This window comes from Candidatus Rokuibacteriota bacterium (assembly GCA_016188005.1).
GTDB lineage: Bacteria > Methylomirabilota > Methylomirabilia > Rokubacteriales > CSP1-6 > UBA12499.
On sequence record JACPIQ010000068.1, the window covers coordinates 173,244 to 193,009 of the forward strand.

The 19,766-nt window shown below is 71.5% G+C and carries 16 protein-coding genes and 1 pseudogene; 13 read left to right on the top strand and 4 right to left on the bottom strand.

Going from position 1 to position 19,766, the window contains the following annotated elements:
- Genes HYV93_13905 through HYV93_13930 form a run of 6 tightly spaced genes read left to right on the top strand, consistent with a single transcriptional unit; the run spans position 1 to position 6,761 of the window.
- A complete protein-coding gene (locus HYV93_13905) occupies positions 1-1,230 on the top strand; it encodes an SDR family oxidoreductase (protein MBI2527065.1) in 1,230 nt (409 codons plus the stop codon).
- Positions 1,231-1,249: 19 nt separating this feature from the next.
- On the top strand, positions 1,250-2,527 hold the full coding sequence (locus HYV93_13910; protein ID MBI2527066.1) for a hypothetical protein: 1,278 nt from the start codon (positions 1,250-1,252) through the stop codon (positions 2,525-2,527).
- Positions 2,524-3,402 carry an AAC(3) family N-acetyltransferase gene (locus tag HYV93_13915; GenBank protein ID MBI2527067.1) on the top strand — a complete coding sequence of 293 codons (879 nt, stop codon included), beginning with the start codon at positions 2,524-2,526 and terminating at the stop codon, positions 3,400-3,402. The genes HYV93_13910 and HYV93_13915 overlap by 4 nt, the downstream gene beginning before the upstream one ends.
- Positions 3,392-5,290: an HAD-IIIC family phosphatase gene (locus HYV93_13920; protein MBI2527068.1), complete on the top strand. Its 1,899-nt coding sequence runs from the start codon at positions 3,392-3,394 to the stop codon at positions 5,288-5,290. Before HYV93_13915 ends, HYV93_13920 begins: the two co-directional genes overlap by 11 nt.
- Before the next feature lie 59 nt (positions 5,291-5,349).
- On the top strand, positions 5,350-5,574 hold the full coding sequence (locus HYV93_13925; protein ID MBI2527069.1) for an acyl carrier protein: 225 nt from the start codon (positions 5,350-5,352) through the stop codon (positions 5,572-5,574).
- 5 nt (positions 5,575-5,579) lie between these two features.
- Positions 5,580-6,761 (top strand): glycosyltransferase family 4 protein, encoded by a 1,182-nt coding sequence (locus tag HYV93_13930; protein ID MBI2527070.1) that lies wholly within the window; start codon positions 5,580-5,582, stop codon positions 6,759-6,761.
- Between the two features lie 43 nt (positions 6,762-6,804).
- On the opposite strand, the gene HYV93_13935 is transcribed toward HYV93_13930, so the two are convergent.
- Genes HYV93_13935 through HYV93_13950 form a run of 4 tightly spaced genes read right to left on the bottom strand, consistent with a single transcriptional unit; the run spans position 6,805 to position 11,769 of the window.
- Positions 6,805-8,076: a glycosyltransferase family 4 protein gene (locus HYV93_13935; GenBank protein MBI2527071.1), complete on the bottom strand. Its 1,272-nt coding sequence runs from the start codon at positions 8,074-8,076 to the stop codon at positions 6,805-6,807.
- Between the two features lie 29 nt (positions 8,077-8,105).
- On the bottom strand, positions 8,106-9,338 hold the full coding sequence (locus HYV93_13940; GenBank protein ID MBI2527072.1) for a right-handed parallel beta-helix repeat-containing protein: 1,233 nt from the start codon (positions 9,336-9,338) through the stop codon (positions 8,106-8,108).
- Between the two features lie 56 nt (positions 9,339-9,394).
- On the bottom strand, positions 9,395-10,636 hold the full coding sequence (locus HYV93_13945) for a hypothetical protein (protein ID MBI2527073.1): 1,242 nt from the start codon (positions 10,634-10,636) through the stop codon (positions 9,395-9,397).
- A complete protein-coding gene (locus tag HYV93_13950; protein ID MBI2527074.1) occupies positions 10,633-11,769 on the bottom strand; it encodes a hypothetical protein in 1,137 nt (378 codons plus the stop codon). The genes HYV93_13945 and HYV93_13950 overlap by 4 nt, the downstream gene beginning before the upstream one ends.
- 293 nt (positions 11,770-12,062) lie before the next feature.
- On the opposite strand from HYV93_13950, the gene HYV93_13955 reads away from it, so the two are divergent.
- The 7 genes and pseudogenes from HYV93_13955 (at position 12,063) to HYV93_13985 (ending at position 19,466) form a co-directional block, all read left to right on the top strand.
- The gene (locus HYV93_13955) at positions 12,063-13,163 is read left to right on the top strand and encodes a hypothetical protein (protein ID MBI2527075.1); all 1,101 of its coding nucleotides are present in this window, start codon (positions 12,063-12,065) and stop codon (positions 13,161-13,163) included.
- The gene (locus HYV93_13960) at positions 13,160-14,407 is read left to right on the top strand and encodes a TIGR03087 family PEP-CTERM/XrtA system glycosyltransferase (GenBank protein MBI2527076.1); all 1,248 of its coding nucleotides are present in this window, start codon (positions 13,160-13,162) and stop codon (positions 14,405-14,407) included. The genes HYV93_13955 and HYV93_13960 overlap by 4 nt, the downstream gene beginning before the upstream one ends.
- A complete protein-coding gene (locus tag HYV93_13965; protein MBI2527077.1) occupies positions 14,404-15,720 on the top strand; it encodes a UDP-glucose/GDP-mannose dehydrogenase family protein in 1,317 nt (438 codons plus the stop codon). The genes HYV93_13960 and HYV93_13965 overlap by 4 nt, the downstream gene beginning before the upstream one ends.
- A 14-nt stretch (positions 15,721-15,734) precedes the next feature.
- Entirely contained in the window at positions 15,735-16,868 is a 1,134-nt protein-coding gene (locus HYV93_13970; GenBank protein ID MBI2527078.1) for a glycosyltransferase family 4 protein, read from the top strand.
- 25 nt (positions 16,869-16,893) lie between these two features.
- Positions 16,894-17,217: a hypothetical protein gene (locus HYV93_13975; protein MBI2527079.1), complete on the top strand. Its 324-nt coding sequence runs from the start codon at positions 16,894-16,896 to the stop codon at positions 17,215-17,217.
- A 97-nt stretch (positions 17,218-17,314) separates the two neighbouring features.
- Positions 17,315-18,420 (top strand): annotated as a pseudogene (locus HYV93_13980) (transposase).
- An 83-nt stretch (positions 18,421-18,503) separates the two neighbouring features.
- Positions 18,504-19,466, top strand: coding sequence for a glycosyltransferase family 2 protein (locus HYV93_13985; protein MBI2527080.1), 963 nt, complete (start codon positions 18,504-18,506; stop codon positions 19,464-19,466).
- The last annotated feature ends 300 nt before the right edge of the window (positions 19,467-19,766 follow it).

The following is a 19,766-nucleotide window of genomic DNA, read 5'->3' on the forward strand; positions in this document are numbered from 1 at the left end:
ATGAACCCGGTGCCGGCGGCGGCGGCGCTGACATTCCGGGACATCCAGCTCGGACAGCGGTTCGAGATCGAGCGGACGTTCACCGCCGACGACGTGGAGCGCTTCGCCGCCCTCAGCGGCGACTGGAGCCCCCTGCACGTGGACCCCGCCTACGCCGCCTCCACGGAGTTCGGTGGCTGCGTCCTCCACGGCATGCTGCTGGCCTCGCTCTTCTCCCGGCTGGTCGGGATGCACATCCCGGGCGCTGCCGCTCTCTACCTGGGCCAGGATCTCGCCTTCCGGCGTCCCGTGCTCGTCGGGGAGAGGGTGCAAGCCTCGGCGAAGGTGACGGCCAAGAACGAGGCGACGGCGACCCTGGCGCTCGCCACGGAGATCCGCAACGAGGCGGGACTGGTGGTCGTGAGCGGCGCGGCCAAGGTGAAGGTGCGCGGCGCGCGCCCCGGCCCGGAGGCCGCCGCGCCTCCGCCCCCGGCGCACCCGGACGCGGGCAGGCGTGTGGCCCTCGTGACGGGAGCCTCCCGGGGGATCGGCGGGGCCATCGCGCGGAGGCTCGCCGCCCGGGACATCGCCGTGGCCGTCAACTACCACCAGCGCGCCGACCGCGCCCAGCAGCAGGTCCGGGACATCCGGCAGGCAGGCGGGCATGCCGTCGCCGTCCAGGCCGACGTGCGGGAGCCTGATCAGGTCTCGCGCATGGTCAGGACCGTCGCCGACGAGCTGGGCGGCCTGAGCCTGGTGGTCAACGCCGCCATCGGGGGGCTCGAGCAGCACCGATTCGTCGACCTCGACTGGGCCGCCTTCCAGCAGCAGCTCGACTACCAGCTCAAGGCCGTGGTCCACGTCTGCCAGGCCGCCTATCCCCTCCTCAAGGCCGCAGGGGGTGGCGCCATCGTCAACGTGCTGTCTCAGGCCGCCTCCGGTGTGCCGCCCGCGCTCATGGCGGACTACGTGGCCGCCAAGTATGCGCTTCACGGCCTGTCCAAGGCCCTCGCCGTCGAGTGGGCCGCCGACGGTGTCCGCGTCAACACGGTCTCGCCCGGGCTGACGCGAACGGATCTGACCGAGCACTATCCCGACCGCGTGTTCAAGATGGAGGCCGCCCGCGTTCCCCTGCGCCGGCTCGCGAGCCTCGAGGACGTGGCGAGTGCGGTGGCCTTCATGCTGAGCGACGAGTCCGCCTTCCTGACCGGCGTCGACGTGCCGGTCTCCGGCGGCCAGGTGATGCCGTGACCTGCGGCGGAGACAACCGGTGAGAGTCGGGACGGTCGCGCGAATCGCGCTGCGGGCGGGCCCGCGGGAGCGGTACTGGGCGCTCCGGCGCCACATCTCCCGGCTGGCGTTCCTGGGCCAGCCCCGGAGACGCCCTTTCGCCCGCGTGCTCGCCCGGGACTACCTGCGCTTCGCGCTCGGCGCTGCGCGGCCTGTCCGGGGGGAGGGGCGCCAGCGCGCCGAGGCCGCCGTGGGCTGGCTCCTCCGGGCGCAGTCGGTCACCCCGGACGACGGCGTCTCGCTCGGGTACTTTCCGTGCCTTCCGGACACCACTGCCGGCTGGCTTCCCTCGTACCCGGAGACCACGGGCTACATCATTCCCTCCCTCCTCGAGTTCGCCGAGGTGTTCGGCCGGGACGATGTCCGGCAGCGTGCGCTCCGGATGGCCGCCTGGGAGATCCAGGTCCAGATGCCGTCGGGCGCGGTCCAGGGCGGCACCGTCTGCGCCCCCGACCGGCAGGTGCCCGCCGTGTTCAACACGGGCATGGTGTTGCACGGATACACCGCGGCCTACCGGGCCACCGGCGAGACAGGCTTCCTCGAGGCAGGCCGGCGGGCCGCCGATTTCCTCGTGGCCGACCTGGACGGTGACGGGCACTTCCGCTCCCACGGCACCTTCGTGGCCCAGCACCGCATCAAGACCTACAACTGCCTCTGTGGCTGGGCCCTCTGGCGCTTCGCCGAGGACTCCGGCGACGACCGCTACGCCAAGGTCGCCCTCAGGGCCGCCGAGGCGGCGGCCGGCCAGCAGCACCCCAACGGATGGTTCGCGAACAACTGCCTGACGGACCCCGAGGCGCCGCTGACCCACACCATCGGATACACCCTGCAGGGGCTCCTCGAGATCGGCCTTCTCGCGGGGCGCCAGGATCTGGTGGACGCTGTCCGGAGTGGCCTCGCGCCGCTCATCGGGCGGATCTCGCGCGGGGGCTTCCTCCACGGGTGCTTCTTCTCCAACTGGGAGCCGGCCACGTTCTCCTCGTGCCTGACGGGGAGCGCCCAGCTCGCCGTCGTCTGCTTGCGGCTCTCCCAGCAGACGTCAGAGCCCGGGTACCGGACGGCGGCCGACCGCCTGCTCGACCATCTCAAGGCGCACCAGCTCCTGGGCTCACCGGATCCCGCGCTGGACGGCGCCATCGGGGGCTCGTTCCCGCTGCTCGGAAGCTACATGACGGCGGGCTATCCGAACTGGGCCACCAAGTACCTCCTCGACGGCCTGCTCCTGCAGGAGCGCCTGGGCCCGAACAGCGGCACATGAGCACCGCGGCGCGGGGGATCGTGGCTCTCCTCCCGAAGGGAGCCAAGGAGCGGCTCAAGGGATGGCGCAAGCGGCTGCGGCTGGCCTATCTCCGCCGCTGGCGGGCCTTCGGGCCCGACGACCTGGCGGCCGCGGTCCAGCGACTCGGCGTCGCCCCGGGCGACGTGGTGATGGTTCACAGCTCTTTCGACCGGTTCGCGGGGTTCGCCGGCAAGCCCACCGACGTGCTCCGCGTGCTCCAGGAGGCGGTGGGCCCCACCGGCACCCTGCTGATGCCGACGCTCCCCTTCACCGTGACCGCCGTCGAGTACGTGTCGCGAGGGGAGATCTTCGACGTCCGGCGGACGCCCTCGCGGGTCGGCCTGCTCACCGAGCTGTTCCGCCGCTCCGCGGGCGTCGTGCGCAGCGTCCACCCGACCCACCCGGTGGCGGCCTGGGGGGCCCGCGCGGCGGAGATGATCGCCACTCACCACCTGGCGCGGACGCCCTGCGGTGAAGGCAGTCCCTTTGCGCGGCTCCTCGAGCGGGACGGCCGCGTCCTCTTCCTGGGGGCGGACATCGACTCGATGACGCTCTTCCACTGCGTCGAGGAGATGCTCGAGCCGGGCATGCCGATCTCGCCCTTCACGAAGGACGAGATCGCCCTCGAGAGCCGGGACGAGACGGGCGGAATCCTCCTGACCAAGACGCGTCTCTTCGATCCTGCGGTGTCGCGCCGACGGAACCTCGAGAAGCTCCGTCCCGTCCTCCGGCAGCGGGGCAGGTGGGCGCAGGGCCGGGTGGGCGGACTTGACCTGATCCTCCTCAACGCGCGAGACGTCCTGGCGGCGGGCCGCTGGCTCGCCGAGCACGGAGTGTACTGCTATGACGCATGACGCATCGACCGCGGCCGAGGCCCGCCGCGCCCTCCGTGCGGCTCTCGACGGCAGCGACCTCGCGGCGGCCAGGCGGGCGGCCCGGACACTGCTGGGCCAGCCCTCCCAGGGAGCCGCGGCGGCCTTCATCCGCCGGGCGATCGAGAACGCAGCGGCGGAGCGTCTGGGGCTCGCCCCGCTGAGGGTGGCCCTCCTCTCGTCCTTCTCCATCGAGTTCATCCACGACCTGCTGATCGCGCTGGGCTTCCTCGAGGGGCTGCACCTGCAGATCCACCAGGCGGGCTTCTCCCAGTTCCGCCAGGAGCTCCTCGGCGCGGACTCCGGCCTCTACGCCTTCTCCCCCGATGTCGTCGTGCTCGCCCTGGAAGGCAAGGACGTCGCCCCCGTGCTGTACGCCCACGAGGCGCCGGAGGGCGACGACCGCCTCGGGCAGGCGGTGGCCGAGGCCGGGCAGGAGCTGGCCACGCTCGTGAGGGCGTTCCGCGACCGCTCGGCCGCGACGCTCCTGGTCCACAACTTCGCCCCGCCCACGTGGCGCCACCTCGGGATCCTCGATGGGCACCTCGGCCCCGGCCAGGCCGAGATGGTCGGCATGCTCAACGCCGAGCTGGCCCGCCTCTGCCGCGAGACCCGAGGCGCCTACGCCGTCGACTACGCGGGTCTCGTCCACCGCGCGGGCGCGCTCCGGTGGTACGACGACCGGATGGATCACTACGCGAAGGCCCCGATCGGGCAGGCGGTGCTGCCGGAGCTGGCCCGCGAGCACGTGAAGTTCTTCCGCGCGCTGGCCGGAAAGGCCAAGAAGTGCCTCGTCCTCGACCTCGACAACACGCTGTGGGGAGGGATCCTCGGCGAGGACGGGCCCACGGGGATAAAGCTCGGACCCGACTACCCCGGGAGCGCCTACGTGGCCTTCCAGCGGGCGATCCGCGGCCTCCGCCAGCGGGGCGTCATCCTGGCCGTGGCCAGCAAGAACAACCCCGACGACGTCGACGAGCTCCTCGCCACGCATCCGCACATGGTGCTGCGCCCGCAGGACTTCTCCGTCCTCCGCGTCGGCTGGGGCGCCAAGAGCCGGTCTCTCGCAGAGATCGCCGCGCACCTCAACATCGCCCTCGACCACGTGCTCTTCGCCGACGACAATCCCGCCGAGTGTGACGAAGTCGCCCATGCCCTGCCGGCGGTGACCGTCCTGCCCCTGCCCGCGCGGCCGGAGCACTTCGTCCGGGCCCTCCTCGAGCCCGGGTACTTCGACGGCCTGAGCGTCTCCGCCGAGGATCTCCGGCGCGCCGAGCTGTACCAGCAGCGCGACCAGGCCGAGGCGCTCCGCGCCGAGAGCGGCTCGCTGGAGGACTTCTACCGGCGGCTCGAGATGGAGGTGATCCTCGCCCCGGTGCGCGACGGCTCGGTGGCGCGTGCGGCGCAGCTGACCCAGAAGACGAACCAGTTCAACGTGACGACCATCCGGTACAGCGAGGCGGACCTCCTCGAGCGCCAGGCGAGCCCGGCGTGGCTGGTGCGTACGGTCCAGGTGCGGGACCGCTTCGGCGACAACGGCATCGTCGGCGTCGTGATGGCACGCGCCGAGGCCGACGAGATGGAGGTCGACTCGCTCCTGCTCAGCTGCCGCGTGATCGGGCGCACCGTCGAGACGGCGATGCTGGCGCACGTGTGCGAGCACGCGCTCCGCCTGGGCAGCCGGCGTGTCCGCGGTCGCATCGTTCCCACGGCCAAGAACCTCCCGGTCCGCGATCTCTACCTGCGCCACGGTTTCCGCCGCGAGTCCGGCGAGGAGCCCGGGGAGACCTCCTGGATCCTCGACCTCGCCGGGGAGCCCGTCCGGCATCCCGACTGGATGAAGGTCGTCTCGGACCCCTCCGCGCGCTGACAGCCGGGACCGCCGCGGGACTGGCCCACGCCGCACCTACCCTGGAGATGCCCGGAGACATGGAAGACCGAGTCAAGCAGATCATGGCCGATGTCCTCGACCTGGACCCGCTGGCCATCGACGGCGAGACGGCGATGGACAGCACCGAATCGTGGGACTCCCTGACCCACATCAACCTCTGCCTCAGCCTCGAGCAGGACTTCCAGGTGTCGTTCAGCGTCGGCGAGATGGAAGCCATGCTGTCCTACGAGGAGATTCTTCGCGTCCTCACCGAGAAGCTGTAGGCGCCATGAAGGCCGTGCTCGTGCACCCGTACCGTCTGGGCACGGCCGGACTCACCACGTTCGTGCTGAGGCTCCAGGAAGGGCTCACGGCCACGGGCTGGCAGGCGCTGGTCCTGGTGGCCGGGGACAGCAACCGGGTGGTCCCGCAGGAGGGGGCGCCCGGCCTCCACGCGATCTACCTCAGGCGCATGTGGCCGGAGTCCTCCCGGCTGAAGGCGTTCGCCGGCTTCTGGGCGATGCTCCCCCTCACCCTCTGGCATCTCTGGTCCTTCCTGCGACGGGAGCGCGTGGACGTCGTGCACCTGCACTTCACCATCCCCGCCTCGCTCTACTTCGTCGCCCTGCGCCCGTTCAGCCGCTGGAAGCTCCTGGCCACCTTTCACGGAACCGATGGGTATGGGCTGCGGCGTCGCGGCACCCGGTACCGCCTGCTGGTGCGGCTGGTGCTGGCGGGTGCGGACCTCGTGACCGCCGTGTCGGGGGACCTCCTGCGGACGGTGAAGACGGTGTACCCTGCGCTCCGCGCCGGCACCCGCGTCATCCTCAACGGCAATCCCGCCGTCGCTGGGCCCCTGCCGGCGGCCGCTCTGCCCCCGTCGCCGACGCTGCCGGACCGCTTCGTGCTCGCGGTGGGAAGCCTCATCCCGCGCAAGGGCTACGACGTCCTGGTCCGGGCGGCGGGGCTGGCGCAGGATCGCGGTCACCCCCTCGACGTGGTCGTCGTCGGGGACGGCCCGGAGGCCGCGGCGCTCGCGAGGCTGGCGCGGGAGTCGGGCGTCGGCGCCCGCGTGGTCTTCGCGGGTGAGATGTCGCACGCGGCGGCCTTGCAGTTCTACCCGCGCGCCAGCTTCTTCGTCCACACCGCCCGGGAAGAGGCCTTCGGCCTCGTGCTCCTCGAGGCGATGTCCTTCGGCAAGGCGGTGATCGCCACCCGCGTCGGCGGGATCCCGGAATTCGTGCGGCACGGCGAGACCGGGCTCCTCGTGGAGCCCGACGATGCGGACGCGCTCGCCGAGGCCATGATGCGGCTGGACACCGACCGGGCCCTCTGCGCCGCGCTGGCGGCGCGCGGGCAGGAGACAGCCCTCAGGGACTACTCGTGGGACCGCGTCGTGGAGGCCTACCGCGCGGCCTACGAGGACGTCCTGCGGTCGCCGTCCCGCCATCCCTCCCCGGCCACCCGGTGACCCCCCTGACGCTTCCGGGGCCGGGCCGCGCCGGACACGGGCGTCAGGCTGCCGGCCCCGGTCCTCGCACCAGCCGGTCGAAGTGCCGGGCCAGCTCGGCCGTCAGCTGCGCCCTGCTGAAGCCCTGGAGCCGCCCCGCACTCGCCGCCATCCCGCCGAGATGGCCGGCCCGCCAGGCCGCGCAGGCCGCGACGAGCGCCTGGCGCAGCCCGGCTCCGTCCCTGGGATCCACGGCCCAGCCGCCACCCACCTGCGCGAGCACCTCCGTGGTGGCGCCGGGCCGGACCACCGCGAGGACCGGCCGTCCGGCGCGCAGGTACTCGAAGAGCTTCGCGGGCACCAGGTCGACCGTGTCGGCCGACGCCTGCAGCAGGAGAAGCATGTCGGCGCCGGTGAGCTCGCGCAGGGCCGCGTCGTAGGGCACCCGCGGGAGGAACTGCACCCGTCCCGTCAGCCCGGCCGCTGTCACCGCGCCGGCCACAGCGGCCGACTCACCGTAGGGCCCGCCGCCCAGGAACCTGAACCGCAGCCGGCCCGGATCGATGTCCCCCGCCGCCACGGCCTCCCCCACCGCCTCGAAGACCGGCCGGGGGTCGCGGAACTCGGCATTGACGTTGCCGGCGTGGACCACGACCAGCTCGTCTCCCGACGACCGCTCGGCCAGCGGCAGCGCGGTGAAATCGGCCTCGTCGAAGCCGTTCGGGATGGCGGCGAACTTGACCGGGGGCTCGTCGGGATAGCGCGCCGCGAGCACGTCCCGCAGCCGACGGGTGCTGCCGATCACGAGGGCGGCCCGGCGAACCACCATGCGCTCGAGCCGCCGCGCCGCCCTGTGCACCACCCGGGGCGTGCCGGGCTCCGGCGGATCCTCGTACCACGGGTCACGGAAGTCCGTCACCCAGGGAACACGTCCCGTGCGCGCCAGCGAGGCGGCGATGAGATGCGCCGTGGCGTGGGGACTGGTCGAGTAGATGAGCTCCGGCGGGTCGTCCCTGAGAATACGCCTCCCGGCCCTCACCCCCCATGGCCACCAGCCGATCCACCGGTCGGGAATGGCCGTCAGCGCCAGGTGCAGGCCCCTCACGGACAGATGGCGCTTGCTGTCGAGATAGGCCGTGCGGACGACGCGCACCTCGGGCGGGACCTGACGCATGAGCGCCGGGTCCACCACCTCGTAGGCGTCCGGGCGCACGGTCAGCACCGTCACCCGCCAGCCATGGGCGCCGAGGTAGCGCGTGTACTTGAGCGTACGGAGGACGCCGCTGCTGCTGGACTCCGGCGGGTAATGGAAGGCGACGAAGAGGGCGTGCCTCATTCCGGAGCTGCAATCGCGCGCGGCCGGCCTCAGGGCTTGATGCCCAGGGGAACGGGGCCGGCAGCGCGCTCGATCGCGCCCGGAATCGGGGCCACGCCCCTCCGGACGCCGAAGAAGTCGTCGCCTGGCTGGAGCAGGCGCGTCCCCGCGCCCGCGGTCCCATGCCCCAGCGCCGACCCTGCGAGCGGGGAGAAATCACCCGCCTCCGGCCGGGCGAAGCACGCCGTGACCGAGCAGTCCACGTTGCCCGCCAGCGTCACGCCCGTCCGCTGGAGGGGGAGGGCCGGCGTGCCCGCCCGGGCGTTCACGGCGTTGTTGACGATGACGACCTCCAGGGGGCCATTGCTGGGGAGCTGGATCCCCGCCGCTCCGTTGGCGTAGATCGTGTTGTGCGCCACGACCACGCCCCGCAGCCAGCCGCGGCCCCGGAAGTCCTCGAGGCCGATGCCGGCCACGGCATTCCCCACGGCGATGTTGTTCCGGACCACGGCCGGCCCACCCCCGACCACGATGCCCGACGAGCTCCGGGAGCCCATGACCAGGTTGCGCTCGACGAGACTCGGGCCTCGCGCCTCGCCGGCGCCGTACACCATGATCCCCGGCCCCTTGGTGTCCACGATCACGTTGTCCCTGACGATCCCGGACGAGTTGGCCTTGATCTGCACACCGTAGCCGATCTGCGGGTCCGGAGCTGTCACGTCCCGGACGAAGTTCCGCTCCACGAGCAGGTCCGAGACCGTGCACGACCGGCCGTCGTGGCAGCCGAAGTACATGGCGGTGGTCCACGGGGAGAGGATCTCGTTCCGCCGAACGGTCAAGCCCCGCACGCTGGCGTGGTTGGCCACCACGGCGATGCCGCCCGGCCCGAGGAAGCGACACTCCTCGACGGTCACCTCCTCGCCGCCGAACACCCTGACCGCGTCCACGCCGGGGAGGCTCGGACCGAACTCGAGGCCCCGGACGATCACGTGGCTGGCGCGGATCTCGAGGACGTTGGAGGTCGAGCCCTGGTAGACGATGCGCGGGCGGCGCGCGGGATCGGCGGCGCGCAGCACGACCGGCGCCCCCGGCGCCCCCCCGGCGCGGATCCCGCACGGCCCCTGGTAGTCCCCGGCGCGAAGCGACAGCTCCTCTCCGGGCTTCAGCATCCGCAGGGCGGCGCACCAGTCTGCCCCCGGCCCGATCTCGCCCCCCGCGGCGGGCCGCGCGGCGCCCGCCGCGGCCGCCGCCACGAGCAGCCACTGCGCGAACACCCGCCACACGACGGGCCTGCGCGGCCGACGGAGATGGGCCGCTCGCGATCGGCGAGCCGGCTCCCTCATCGGCCGGGCTGCGGGCGCGCCGCTGGCCTGTACACCCGGACGTTCTGGTCGATGCCGTTCACGACGAGGAACACCCCCCGCGAGCGGGAGAAGCGAAAGCGGCCGAAGGTGCCGTTGGGCGGCGCGGGGGTCATGACGGCACCGCCCCCGGTCTCCACGGTCACGGCGCCGGTGTCGGGATCGACGAAGTACACCCTGTTGCCGCCCCCGTAGGCCGCGTAGCGGTCGCCCACGGGATCGTGGGCGAAGCCGGGAGCGTAGAGCTGGGGCCACGGCGCCCCGCCGAGTCGCAGAGCCCGGCGCTTCAGGCTTCCCTCCCGCCCCGCCGCGAAGTCGTAGTAGAAGAGGCCGCGCGGCCCTGCCATCACGAAGCGACGGCGCCGGGGGTCGAAGAGCGCGGTATAGAAGCGGTTCGCGGTGTCGTTGGGCTGCTGGCCGTCGTCGAGCGTCGAGTGACGCGATCCGGGGGGCGCCGAGGGATCGAATGCCCGGAGGCGCCCGGCGTCGTGGTAGAGGACCCGGCTCCGCACCGAGTCCCAGGTCGAGACGATCCCGAGGAAGTAGGCGGGCAGCGGATCGCGCGCCAGGTACTCCCAGCGCTTCGCGGGATGGTCCCAGAGGAACACGTCGTTGATCTCGGCCCCGGCCCACCACCGCGACCCGCCCGCCACCCACGTCCTGTTCACGCTGGGCATGTGGGTGAGCCCATTGTAGGTGTGGCGGGAGGCGGGGTAGACGCCGTTGGCATCCGTGTACCTGCTCGGGGGGGGCGTCGAGCTCTTGGGGTCCGACTCCTGCGGGCCCAGTCGCTGGAGGTACGGGATCAGCCCGACGGTGGGATCGAACTCCCGCCGCCAGCGCCGCGCGGCGAGGTCGAAGGCGTAGACCTCGTTGCCGGCGTAGTCACTGTCGCCCCCGGCGGCCAGGATGAACAGGAGATCGCGAGCCTCGTCCCAGGCGGCGCCGTTCCAGGCGGTCACGATGGACGCGGGGCCGCCGGATCCCTTGAGAGCGCTGAGGCTCCTCCCGGCACCGTCTCGCCAGAGCACCGAGTCCAGCCTGGTGTCCGGCAGCTCGACCCAGGTGCCGGGCGGAACGTCCGGGAACGCCCTCTCCGCGCCCACTCGCGGCCCGAGGAGCGCCCAGACCAGCCCCGCAGCCAGCAGCGCCAGACAGCTCCGCCACGCGACCGGCGCCCGAGCGGGGAGGCTCCTCGCGGGCCCCCGGCCCGCCCTCACGGCCCGTCGCCGTAGCGGTAGAGGAACAGGTGGGACGTCTCCACGTGGCTCCCGAAGAGCACGGTCACGTTGTGGAGCGGGTCGTACACCGCCACGCGCCCACCCGGCCTCACGCCCGGAACGTCCCCCGCGAGAGGAATCGTCTCCCACGTCCGCGTCGTCGGATGATAGGCGTTTGCGCCCGGCGGATCGTAGCGGAACCACAGCAACACCTTGCTCGTCGAGTCCCAGACCACGTACATGTAGTTCTCGCGTCCATGAGGCCCGCCCGGCACAGCTCCCAGGTCCTCCATCGCCTGCGTATCCATTCGATACCGGTACAGGCGGCCCGCCACGCCGTCGATCGCGTAGATGACCCGCTCGGCGTGGTCCACCGCGAGGTACTCCTTGTTGATCCGGATCTCGCGCCGCCCGGCGCCGGCCGATAGCGACCGGTTCACCCACCGGTCCTCGCCGATCCGGTAGGTGGACACCATCGCGCCACCGCCTCCGCTGTAGCCGAACCGGATGAGCGAGTCGTTCTTGGGGTCGTACACGGACATCCACGTCTCGACGGACTGCCCCACGTTCCCGCTGACATCCCGCCACTGCCGCGCCGCCGGGTCGAACTGCATGATCCGGTTGAGCCTGAACCCGGGGTCGCTGGTGCGGGCGCCGGTCTCCCCCGGACAGTTGGCCGTGCCCACCTCCATCACACCCGGCACCATCCAGAAGACCTTCCGCTTCGAGTCCCAGGTCCAGCCCACGAAGTCCGGGTGCTTCGGCTGCATCTGGCCGGCCGGGCCGCAGTACGGGTACTCGAGCCTCCACCCCGCGTTGCGGTCAGCGCGGCTCGCCCACCGCTCCCCCAGCGACAGGGACCAGGTCTCCTGCCGGTAGGACTGGTCGAACTCGGTTCCCCTGTAATCGCCGCCCGTCATGTAGATCCGGCCGTCGTCGGGGTTGTGAGCAGCCGTGAGGTGCTTGATCGGGCCCATGGGACCGCGGCCCCTGAGCGGCATCTCCAGCCCCACCCACTGCTTGAGCGGGATGTCGACCCGACCCACCGTCCGGGACTGCTCCGCGATCGCAATCGAAGCGGCCACGATCGCTGCGAGGGCGATCGTGATCGTGACGAACGCCGCTCGTCCCACCGCGCGCCGCCGTTCAGCCGCCGGGGAAGGTGCGTGACGGCCGCACCGACCCGCTCCGGGTCCGCCGCCGAGATCCGTCGTCGCGGCCCGGGGCGTCAGATCGCGCATTTTTTTCGCAGCCTCCGCATCGCCGTCGGCAGCGCCGCGTTCCCACGTGTCCGCACGCTCCCGACGGGCACGCCCGCGGGCGGCGACAGGCGCTGGAATCCATCGGCATCAGTGGCTCTCTCCCGTATACTACACTTGCGTCTTCGAGGAGCCACCCCTTCTCGCCGAGGAGCCCGACACTGAGCTTGAGGCTCGCGATCCTGACCGCGCTCGCCATCGCGCTGTGGCCGGCCAACCCGGCCCTCGCCCTCCCTCCCGGCTGCGAGAGCGAGACAGGTCTCGCCGCCCGCCAGGACGTCGTGTTCTGCGAGCCGTGGGAGGAGTCGGGCTGGTGGACGCGCGGCTACGTGGGAAACCCGCGGCTCCTCGACCCCGCTCCGGCCACGGCCGGCAACGTCCAGCGGACCGCCCTCGAGACCGAGGGGTGCATCTCGGGCAAGTGCCTCCGGGTGAACATGCTCAAGGGGCAGACCGGGGCGCTGAGCTTGCACTGGCCGCTCAAGAACGCCGGCCTCGCGCCCGAGCAGCTCTCCATGCGCTACTACATCAAGCTCGGTTCCACCTGGGAGCCGAACATGTGCGACGACAAGGGGGCGATCGTCGGTCACGGAGGGAAGTTCCCCGGCCCCGCCGACACCAGGGTCAATGGCGATCCAGCAGCCCCGGGCGGCCAGTGTGGGAACGGGGGGGAGCGGGGCGACGGCATCAACTGCTGGTCCCATCGGGCGGAGTTCCGCGCCTGTGGCCGGCACGGCGGCTTTACCAAGGGCGTCTGCTCGACGAAGCCGGGAGCCGTGATGCGGTTCGGCGGCTACATCTACTACTACGGCCAGGACGGGGGCACCGGCAGCGCCGCCCCGTGGGACTCGGACTACTGGGGCCAGTTCGACACGGGCGGAGGCACCTGCGAGAGGAATCCGCGGAACCTCTTCTGCAGCGCGCCGCGAGCCAGGCGCGGGGTGAACAGCAACGAGCGGACGGGCCTGGCGATGAACGCCGGGGTGTTCGTGCGGGAGGTCTGGTACGCCGTCGAGACCTTCGTGAAGATGAACACTCCGGGCGTCGCGGACGGGATCATCCGCGGGTGGGTGGATGGGCAGCTCGCCTACGAGAAGACCAACATGGTCTTCCGGATCCCCGGCCATCAGAACCTGCACGTCCGCACCGCCTGGCTGGACGTCTACAAGGGAGGCACCCAGGGCAATTGCCGCGACATGCACATCTGGCTGGATCAGATGGTGCTGGCCACGGACGGGCCCATCGGACCGATGCCCGGAGCCAGATGAAGATCCTCTTCGTCTGCCACCGGCTGCCATTCCCGCCGAGCCGCGGCGGCAAGATCCGGCCCTTCAACATCATCCGCCACCTGAGCCGCCGGCACGAGGTCACGGTCGCCTCGCTGGCCCGCTCGGCCGAGGAAGCCCGGGCCGGGCGTGGGCTCGAGCAGCACTGCGCGCGCCTCCTCGTGGAGACCGTGTCGGTCCCTGCCGCGCTGGCACGGATGCTGGCCCGCCTTCCGACGCCAGCCCCCTCGTCCATGGGCTACTTCCACTCACCCTCCCTGTCCCGCCGGATCCGCCAGGCCGTGCCGGACACCCGTTTCGACCTCGTCTTCGTGCATTGCGCCTTCGTGGCGCCCTACGTGGCCGATCTCCACGGCATGCCGAAGATCCTGGACTTCGGCGACATGGACTCCCAGAAGTGGCTGACCTACGCGCGGGTGCGCCGCTTCCCGCTGTCTCTGGGGTACCGGCTCGAGGGGCTCAAGCTCCAGGCCGCCGAGCGCCGGCTGGCGGCACAGTTCGACCTCTGCACGTGCACCACGCAGGCGGAGCTCGACACGCTCAAGGGCTACGGGATCGCCGCGGCGACGGGCTGGTTCCCCAACGGCGTGGACACCGAGTACTTCCAGCCGACCACCGCGCCCTATGACCCCGACCGCATCAGCTTCATCGGGCGCATGGACTACTATCCGAACCAGGAGTGCATGGTCGACTTCTGCCGGACGACGTGGCCGCTCATCCGCGCCCGGCGCCCGGCGACGACGCTCTGCATCGTGGGTGCTGCCCCGTCCCGCGAGATCCTCGGCCTGGGCCGCCTCCCCGGAGTCACGGTGACGGGCTCGGTGCCCGACGTACGCCCCTTCGCCCACGCCTCGGCGGCCACGGTGGCGCCGCTCAGGATCGCCCGGGGCACCCAGAACAAGATCCTCGAGGCCATGGCCATGGGGATTCCGACCGTCACCAGCCCGGTGGCCGCCCGCGGCGTCGATGCCGAGCCGGGCCGCCATCTCGTCACGGCCTCCACGCCCGAGGAGTACGCGGCGGCGTTGCTCCGCCTCATGGCGCAGCCAGCCGAGCGCCTGGCGCTCGGCGCCGCGGCGCGCGCCCGCGTCCTCTCGCATCACGGCTGGGCCCGTTCCATGGAGATGCTCGACGGGCTCCTGGCCGGGCTCCCGAGCGCGCCGGACCGCGTGGAGACGGCGCCCGCCAGCGCGCGTCTGAAGTCGCGACGGAGAGCGAGCACATGAACATCAGCATCTTCGGGCTCGGCTACGTCGGCGCCGTCTCGCTGGCCTGCCTCGCGCGGGACGGCCACAAGGTGATCGGCGTGGACATCGACGGCTCCAAGCTCGACCTGATCCGCCGGGGCCAGACGCCCATCGTGGAGGAGGGCATGCAGCGGCTCATGCGGGAGGTCGTGGCCAGCGGCCGGGTCCACGTCACCGACGATGCCGCCTTCGCCGTGCACAACTCCGATCTCTCCTTCGTCTGCGTGGGCACGCCCGCGCGCCGCAACGGCAGCCAGGATCTCAGGGCGCTCGAGCGGCTCGCGGCGCAGCTCGGCGCGGCCCTGCGCTCGAAGCCGGCATACCACGTGATCGTCATCCGGTCCACGGTCGTCCCCGGCACCGTGGAGGAGAAGATCGCGCCCTTGATCGAGCAGCACGCCGGCAAGCGGGCGGGCACGGGCTTCGGCCTCTGCTTCCAGCCCGAGTTCCTGCGCGAGGGCTCGTCGATCCGCGACTACGACGCGCCCCCCTTCACCGTGGTCGGCGCGGCCTCCGACCGCGACGTCGCGGCGGTGCGCGAGGTATTCGGACACCTGCCCTGCGAGTTCAAGACGTGCGGGATCCGCACCGCGGAGATGCTCAAGTACGCGTGCAACGCCTTCCACGCGCTGAAGATCACCTTCGCCAACGAGGTCGGCCGCGTCTGCCAGGCCCTCGGCGTCGACTCGCACGCGCTCATGGACCTGGTCTGCTCCGACACGCGGCTCAACATTTCCCGCGCCTATCTCCGCCCCGGCTTTGCCTATGGCGGCTCCTGCCTGCCGAAGGATCTCGCGGCGCTGCGCCATCTGGCCGGCCAGCACGACGTCACGATTCCCATGCTCTCTGCCGTGCCCCAGAGCAACGAGGCGCATCTCGACCACGCCATCGCCACGGTGCTCGCCACGGGCAAGAAGTCCATCGGCATGATCGGGCTCTCCTTCAAGAGCGGCACCGACGATCTTCGCGAGAGCCCGCTGGTGGTCATGGCCGAGCACTTCATCGGCAAGGGCCTGAAACTGCGGATCTACGACCCGGACGTCAACCTCTCGCGGCTCACCGGCGCCAACCAGCGCTACATCGAGGAGAGCATCCCGCACCTGGGCTCCCTCATGTCGGACGACCTCGCCGGCCTCGTGGATGAGGCCCAGGTGCTGGTCGTGGGGCTGTGCACGGACGCGGTGCTGGCCGCGCTGCGTGAGCGTCGTCGGCCCGATCACTTCCTCCTCGACCTCGTCGACCTGCCGGACCGCCACACGCTGCCCGGCGCGTACCGCGGCGTCTGCTGGTAGCCTCCGGACCGCGGATGGGCTTCTCGGACCTGCGCCTCGTGCTCGTCGGCCCGCTCCCTCCGCCGTCCGGGGGCATGGCCAACCAGACCGAGCAGCTCGCTCGCCTCCTCCAGGAGGAGGGGTCGCACGTGAGGCTGGTCGCGACCAATGCCCCGTACCGCCCGGCGTGGATCGGCCGGCTCCGCGGAGTCCGCGCGCTGTGGCGTCTCGGCGCCTATCGGCGGGCGCTCCGGCGGGCCCTCCCGGGAGCCGGGCTCGTCCACGTCATGGCGAACTCGGGCTGGGCGTGGCATCTCCGCGCCGCGCCGGCGATCCGGGCGGCCCGCCGCGCCGGCGTGCCGGTGGTCGTCAACTACCGCGGGGGGGAGGCCGAGGTCTTCTTCGCCCGATCCTTCCGGTGGGTCGAGCCGACGCTGCGCCAGGCTGACGCGGTGATCGTGCCCTCGGGCTTCCTCGAGGCCGTGTTCAGCAGGCGCGGCATCGCCGTGCACATCGTTCCCAATGTGATCGATCTCCACCGGTTCAGGCCCGCGTCGCCGCGCCCAGCCGGCCCTGCCCCGCACGTCGTCGTCGCCCGGAACCTCGAGGCCATCTACGACATCCCCACCGCCCTGCGCGCCTTCGCCACGCTCCGCACGGCCTTCCCCGGAGCCCGGCTCAGCGTGGCGGGCTCGGGCCCGCTCCGCAGCCAGCTCAGGGACCTGGCCCGTGACCTCGGCATCGCCGCCGCCGTGACCTTCACGGGCCGCCTCGACAACGCACGCATGGCGGGTCTCTACGCGGGCGCGGACCTCGTGCTCAACCCGAGCCGCGCGGACAACATGCCGATCTCGATCCTCGAGGCCCTGGCCTCGGGCGTTCCCGTGGTGAGCACGAATGTCGGCGGCGTGCCGTTCCTCGTGGAGGACGGCCGCACGGCCCTGCTCGTCCCCCCCGGCGACCCTCAGGCGATGGCCGCATCCACCATGCGGATCCTCGGGGAACCCGCCCTCGCCGCCTCCCTCCGCGGGGCCGGTCTCGAGGCCATCCAGCACTATGCGTGGCCCGCGGTGCGCGAGCGGCTGCTCGCCGTCTACGGGCTCGCCCGCTCAGAGCCGCCGCTGGACGCTGCGCGCCCCGCTCCCCGCTACACTGCGTTGAACAGCTGAGAACAGACCGGAGGCGATGGAGCGAGTGAGCACCGACACCCTGAGGGCCCGGGGTATTGCGTTCTACTACCTCGTGGCCCGGGCGGAGGCGACCTGGCCCGCGTCTCACCACGGCTTCGATCCCCTCGTCACGGCGGACCTACCGTCGCTCAGGCCGTGGGCTCCGTGGTGGCATCCGATCGGGAACATGCGATGGAGGTGGAGCCGGTGGCGCCGGCTCCCCACGGTCTATCGCTACGAGGACGTGGAAGCCGACCTGTTGCCGCCCCGGCGACCGGGGGTGCGCAGCCACCCCTGCCTGCTCCCGAACTGGGACAACACCCCCCGGAGCGCGGCCAATGGGCTCTAGAGTTTCGCTGGACACCTCACTGGGGGCATGATGGTCCTCCAGGGAGGTGGGCATGAGCAAGCGCAAGAGAGATAGGAAGGCCGGGGCGGGCGCGGCAGTGGCCACGCGCGGGGCCGGCGGCCGGGAGCCCGGGCGCTTCTCGGCGCGGCGGAAGGTCGAGACGCTCCTCCGGCTGCTCCCGGGCGAGGCGCTCGACAACGTGACGCGGGAGCTCGGGGTGACGGCAGCGACGCTGGCGCAGTGGCGGTTCCTGGCGGGTGGCCAGGCGGCGTTGAAGAGCCGGCCGGCCGACGAGCGGGACGAGGAGATCCAGCGGCTGCGGGCCAAGGTCGGGGAGATCACGATGAACAACGAGCTGCTCCTGGACCGGTGCCATCGGCTGGAGGGCGGCCTCCCTTTGGCGTCGCGGAGGCGGGGCGAACGAGCCAGGCCTGCCCCCCCCCACGCAGCAGGTCTACGGTCTGGCGCGGGTGTGCCGGGTGTGGGAGGTGGCGCGCTCGACGGTGTACGCCGCGAAGAGCCGGGCGGCGGAGCCGGCCCGGGCCCCGCAGCGGCGCGGGCCGAAGCCGCGCTGGAGCGGCGAGATCCTGCTGACCGAGATCCGGGCGGTACTGGCGGCAGCGGGGTTTCTGGGGGAGGGGCACCGTAAGGTCTGGGCGCGGCGGCGGTGGCACGGGGTGCGGACCTCGAAGGCCCGGGTGTTGCGCCTGATGCGCGAGGCGCACCTGCTGGCGCCTACGCGCGTGGGGCACACCCATGGGCCGAAGGCGCACGACGGCACGATCACCACGGAGCAGCCGGTCAGATGTGGGGGATGGATGCGACGAGCTGTCTGACGCGGGAGGGACGGCCACGGTCTTCGTGGTCGTGGATCACTGCGCGGCCGAGTGCATCGGGCTGCACGCGGCCAAGCCTGGGACGCGCTTCGAGGCGGTGGAGCCGCTGCGGCAAGGGGTCCACGCCCTCTTCGGGGGGCTACGAGACCGGGATCGCCCGCGGGGCTACTGGCCCGGCACGATCACGGCAGCCAGTATGTCAGTGACTACTTTCATCCGCACGCTCAAGGAGCAACTGCTCTGGGTGCGCACGTTCGACACCGTTGAGGAGTTGCGAGTGGCCCTGCTCGAGTTCAAGGACCGGTACAACCGCGAGTGGCTCTGCGAACGCCATGGGCATCAGACGCCGGCGCAGGTGCGCGCGGCTCTTGGAGCGGGCGGCGTGAGGGCGATCTGCCGGCCCGGCGGCCAAGGCGAGGGCCGTAGAGGCTCCGAGCGAGTGAGTTATCGGTGATCTCCGTCGTGTTCTCGACACGGAACGGCGTGCGGACGCTGGTGCGCACGTGCGACGCGCTCTGCAGGGTGGACGCACCAAGCGGAGGGTGGGAGCTCATAGCCGTCGACAACGCCAGCACCGACGACACGGCCGCGGTGCTGGCCCGATATCGGACCCGACTGCCACTCACCGTGCTGTCGTGCCCGACGCCAGGGAAGAACATTGCCCTGAATCTGGCGCTCGCACACGTCAAAGGCGACCTCGTCGTGTTCACGGACGACGATGTCCTGCCGGCGCGGGACTGGCTGATGGCCATGAAGGCCGTTGCCACGGAGCAGGCATCAGTGGCAGTGTTTGGGGGCCGGATCTTGCCCGAATGGCCGTTCCCGCCCCCAGAGTGGGTCCTCGGCCACGTGGATCTCGCCGTGGCATTTGGCCTTCACTCCGACGACATGCCGGAGGGCCTAGACGTGCCATGGGTGGTGTGGGGGGGGAACATGATGATCCGGGCAAGCGTCTTCCGTGGCGGCATCCGGTTCAACGAAGCCCTTGGCCCAGCTCCCGGTCAGTACGTCATGGGCGGCGAAACCGAACTGGTTCGCCGGCTGTCTGCTGCTGGACACCGCTGCTACTTCAGCAACCGCCCGGTCGTAAAGCACATCATCCGCCCGGACCAACTAACGCGCTGCTGGACGCTGCACCGGGCTCGTCGCCACGGCAAGTGGCTATGTGTCGAGGAGTCGATGGTCCGGCCGGAGCAGCAGCGTGTGGCGCTCGTGTTCGGTGTCCCGCGCTGGCGCGTGCGTCGCCTGCTGACCGAGTACCTCAGGGCTAGTGCGAAGGGCGGATGGTTCGCGACGCGCGCATCCTATCGTCACAGCTGGAACGTGCAGTTGGAGTTGGGGTTCTGTGCGCAGTCCCGCGCGATGAGCCGGGCGACACACCCCGCGACGACGCCGGGGCAGGCTGGCTCGTAGTCCCCGTGAGGCTTCTCTTTCTCACCGAGATGTGTTCGTGGCCACTCCATACCGGCGGCCGGCCTCCTGGCAGCGCATCGTCGAGTTGGTTCGGAAGGGGCGGACGCCCGAGGAGTTGGCCCGGCAGTTCGACGGGGTGATGCGAGAGCCCGCTTTCGTTGTCACGGCCGGTGGGGGAAAAGTAGATGTAGTCGGTAGGGGAAGTAGCGTCAGCGCTTCATCGCGCATCTTCTTCAAGGAGTGCCCTGGAGACGGGACGTGTCCTGCCGCTGGTGATCATCGAGCGGCGGTGTACGACGA

Excerpts from the sequence above, each read along its gene's own strand:
- HYV93_13965 (MBI2527077.1), top strand. The coding sequence starts at position 14,404 with ATGAACATCAGCATCTTCGGGCTCGGCTACGTCGGCGCCGTCTCGCTG.
- HYV93_13905 (MBI2527065.1), top strand. The coding sequence starts at position 1 with ATGAACCCGGTGCCGGCGGCGGCGGCGCTGACATTCCGGGACATCCAG.
- HYV93_13930 (MBI2527070.1), top strand. The coding sequence starts at position 5,580 with ATGAAGGCCGTGCTCGTGCACCCGTACCGTCTGGGCACGGCCGGACTC.
- HYV93_13935 (MBI2527071.1), bottom strand. The coding sequence starts at position 8,076 with ATGAGGCACGCCCTCTTCGTCGCCTTCCATTACCCGCCGGAGTCCAGC.
- HYV93_13970 (MBI2527078.1), top strand. The coding sequence starts at position 15,735 with ATGGGCTTCTCGGACCTGCGCCTCGTGCTCGTCGGCCCGCTCCCTCCG.
- HYV93_13925 (MBI2527069.1), top strand. The coding sequence starts at position 5,350 with ATGGAAGACCGAGTCAAGCAGATCATGGCCGATGTCCTCGACCTGGAC.
- HYV93_13915 (MBI2527067.1), top strand. The coding sequence starts at position 2,524 with ATGAGCACCGCGGCGCGGGGGATCGTGGCTCTCCTCCCGAAGGGAGCC.
- HYV93_13960 (MBI2527076.1), top strand. The coding sequence starts at position 13,160 with ATGAAGATCCTCTTCGTCTGCCACCGGCTGCCATTCCCGCCGAGCCGC.
- HYV93_13920 (MBI2527068.1), top strand. The coding sequence starts at position 3,392 with ATGACGCATGACGCATCGACCGCGGCCGAGGCCCGCCGCGCCCTCCGT.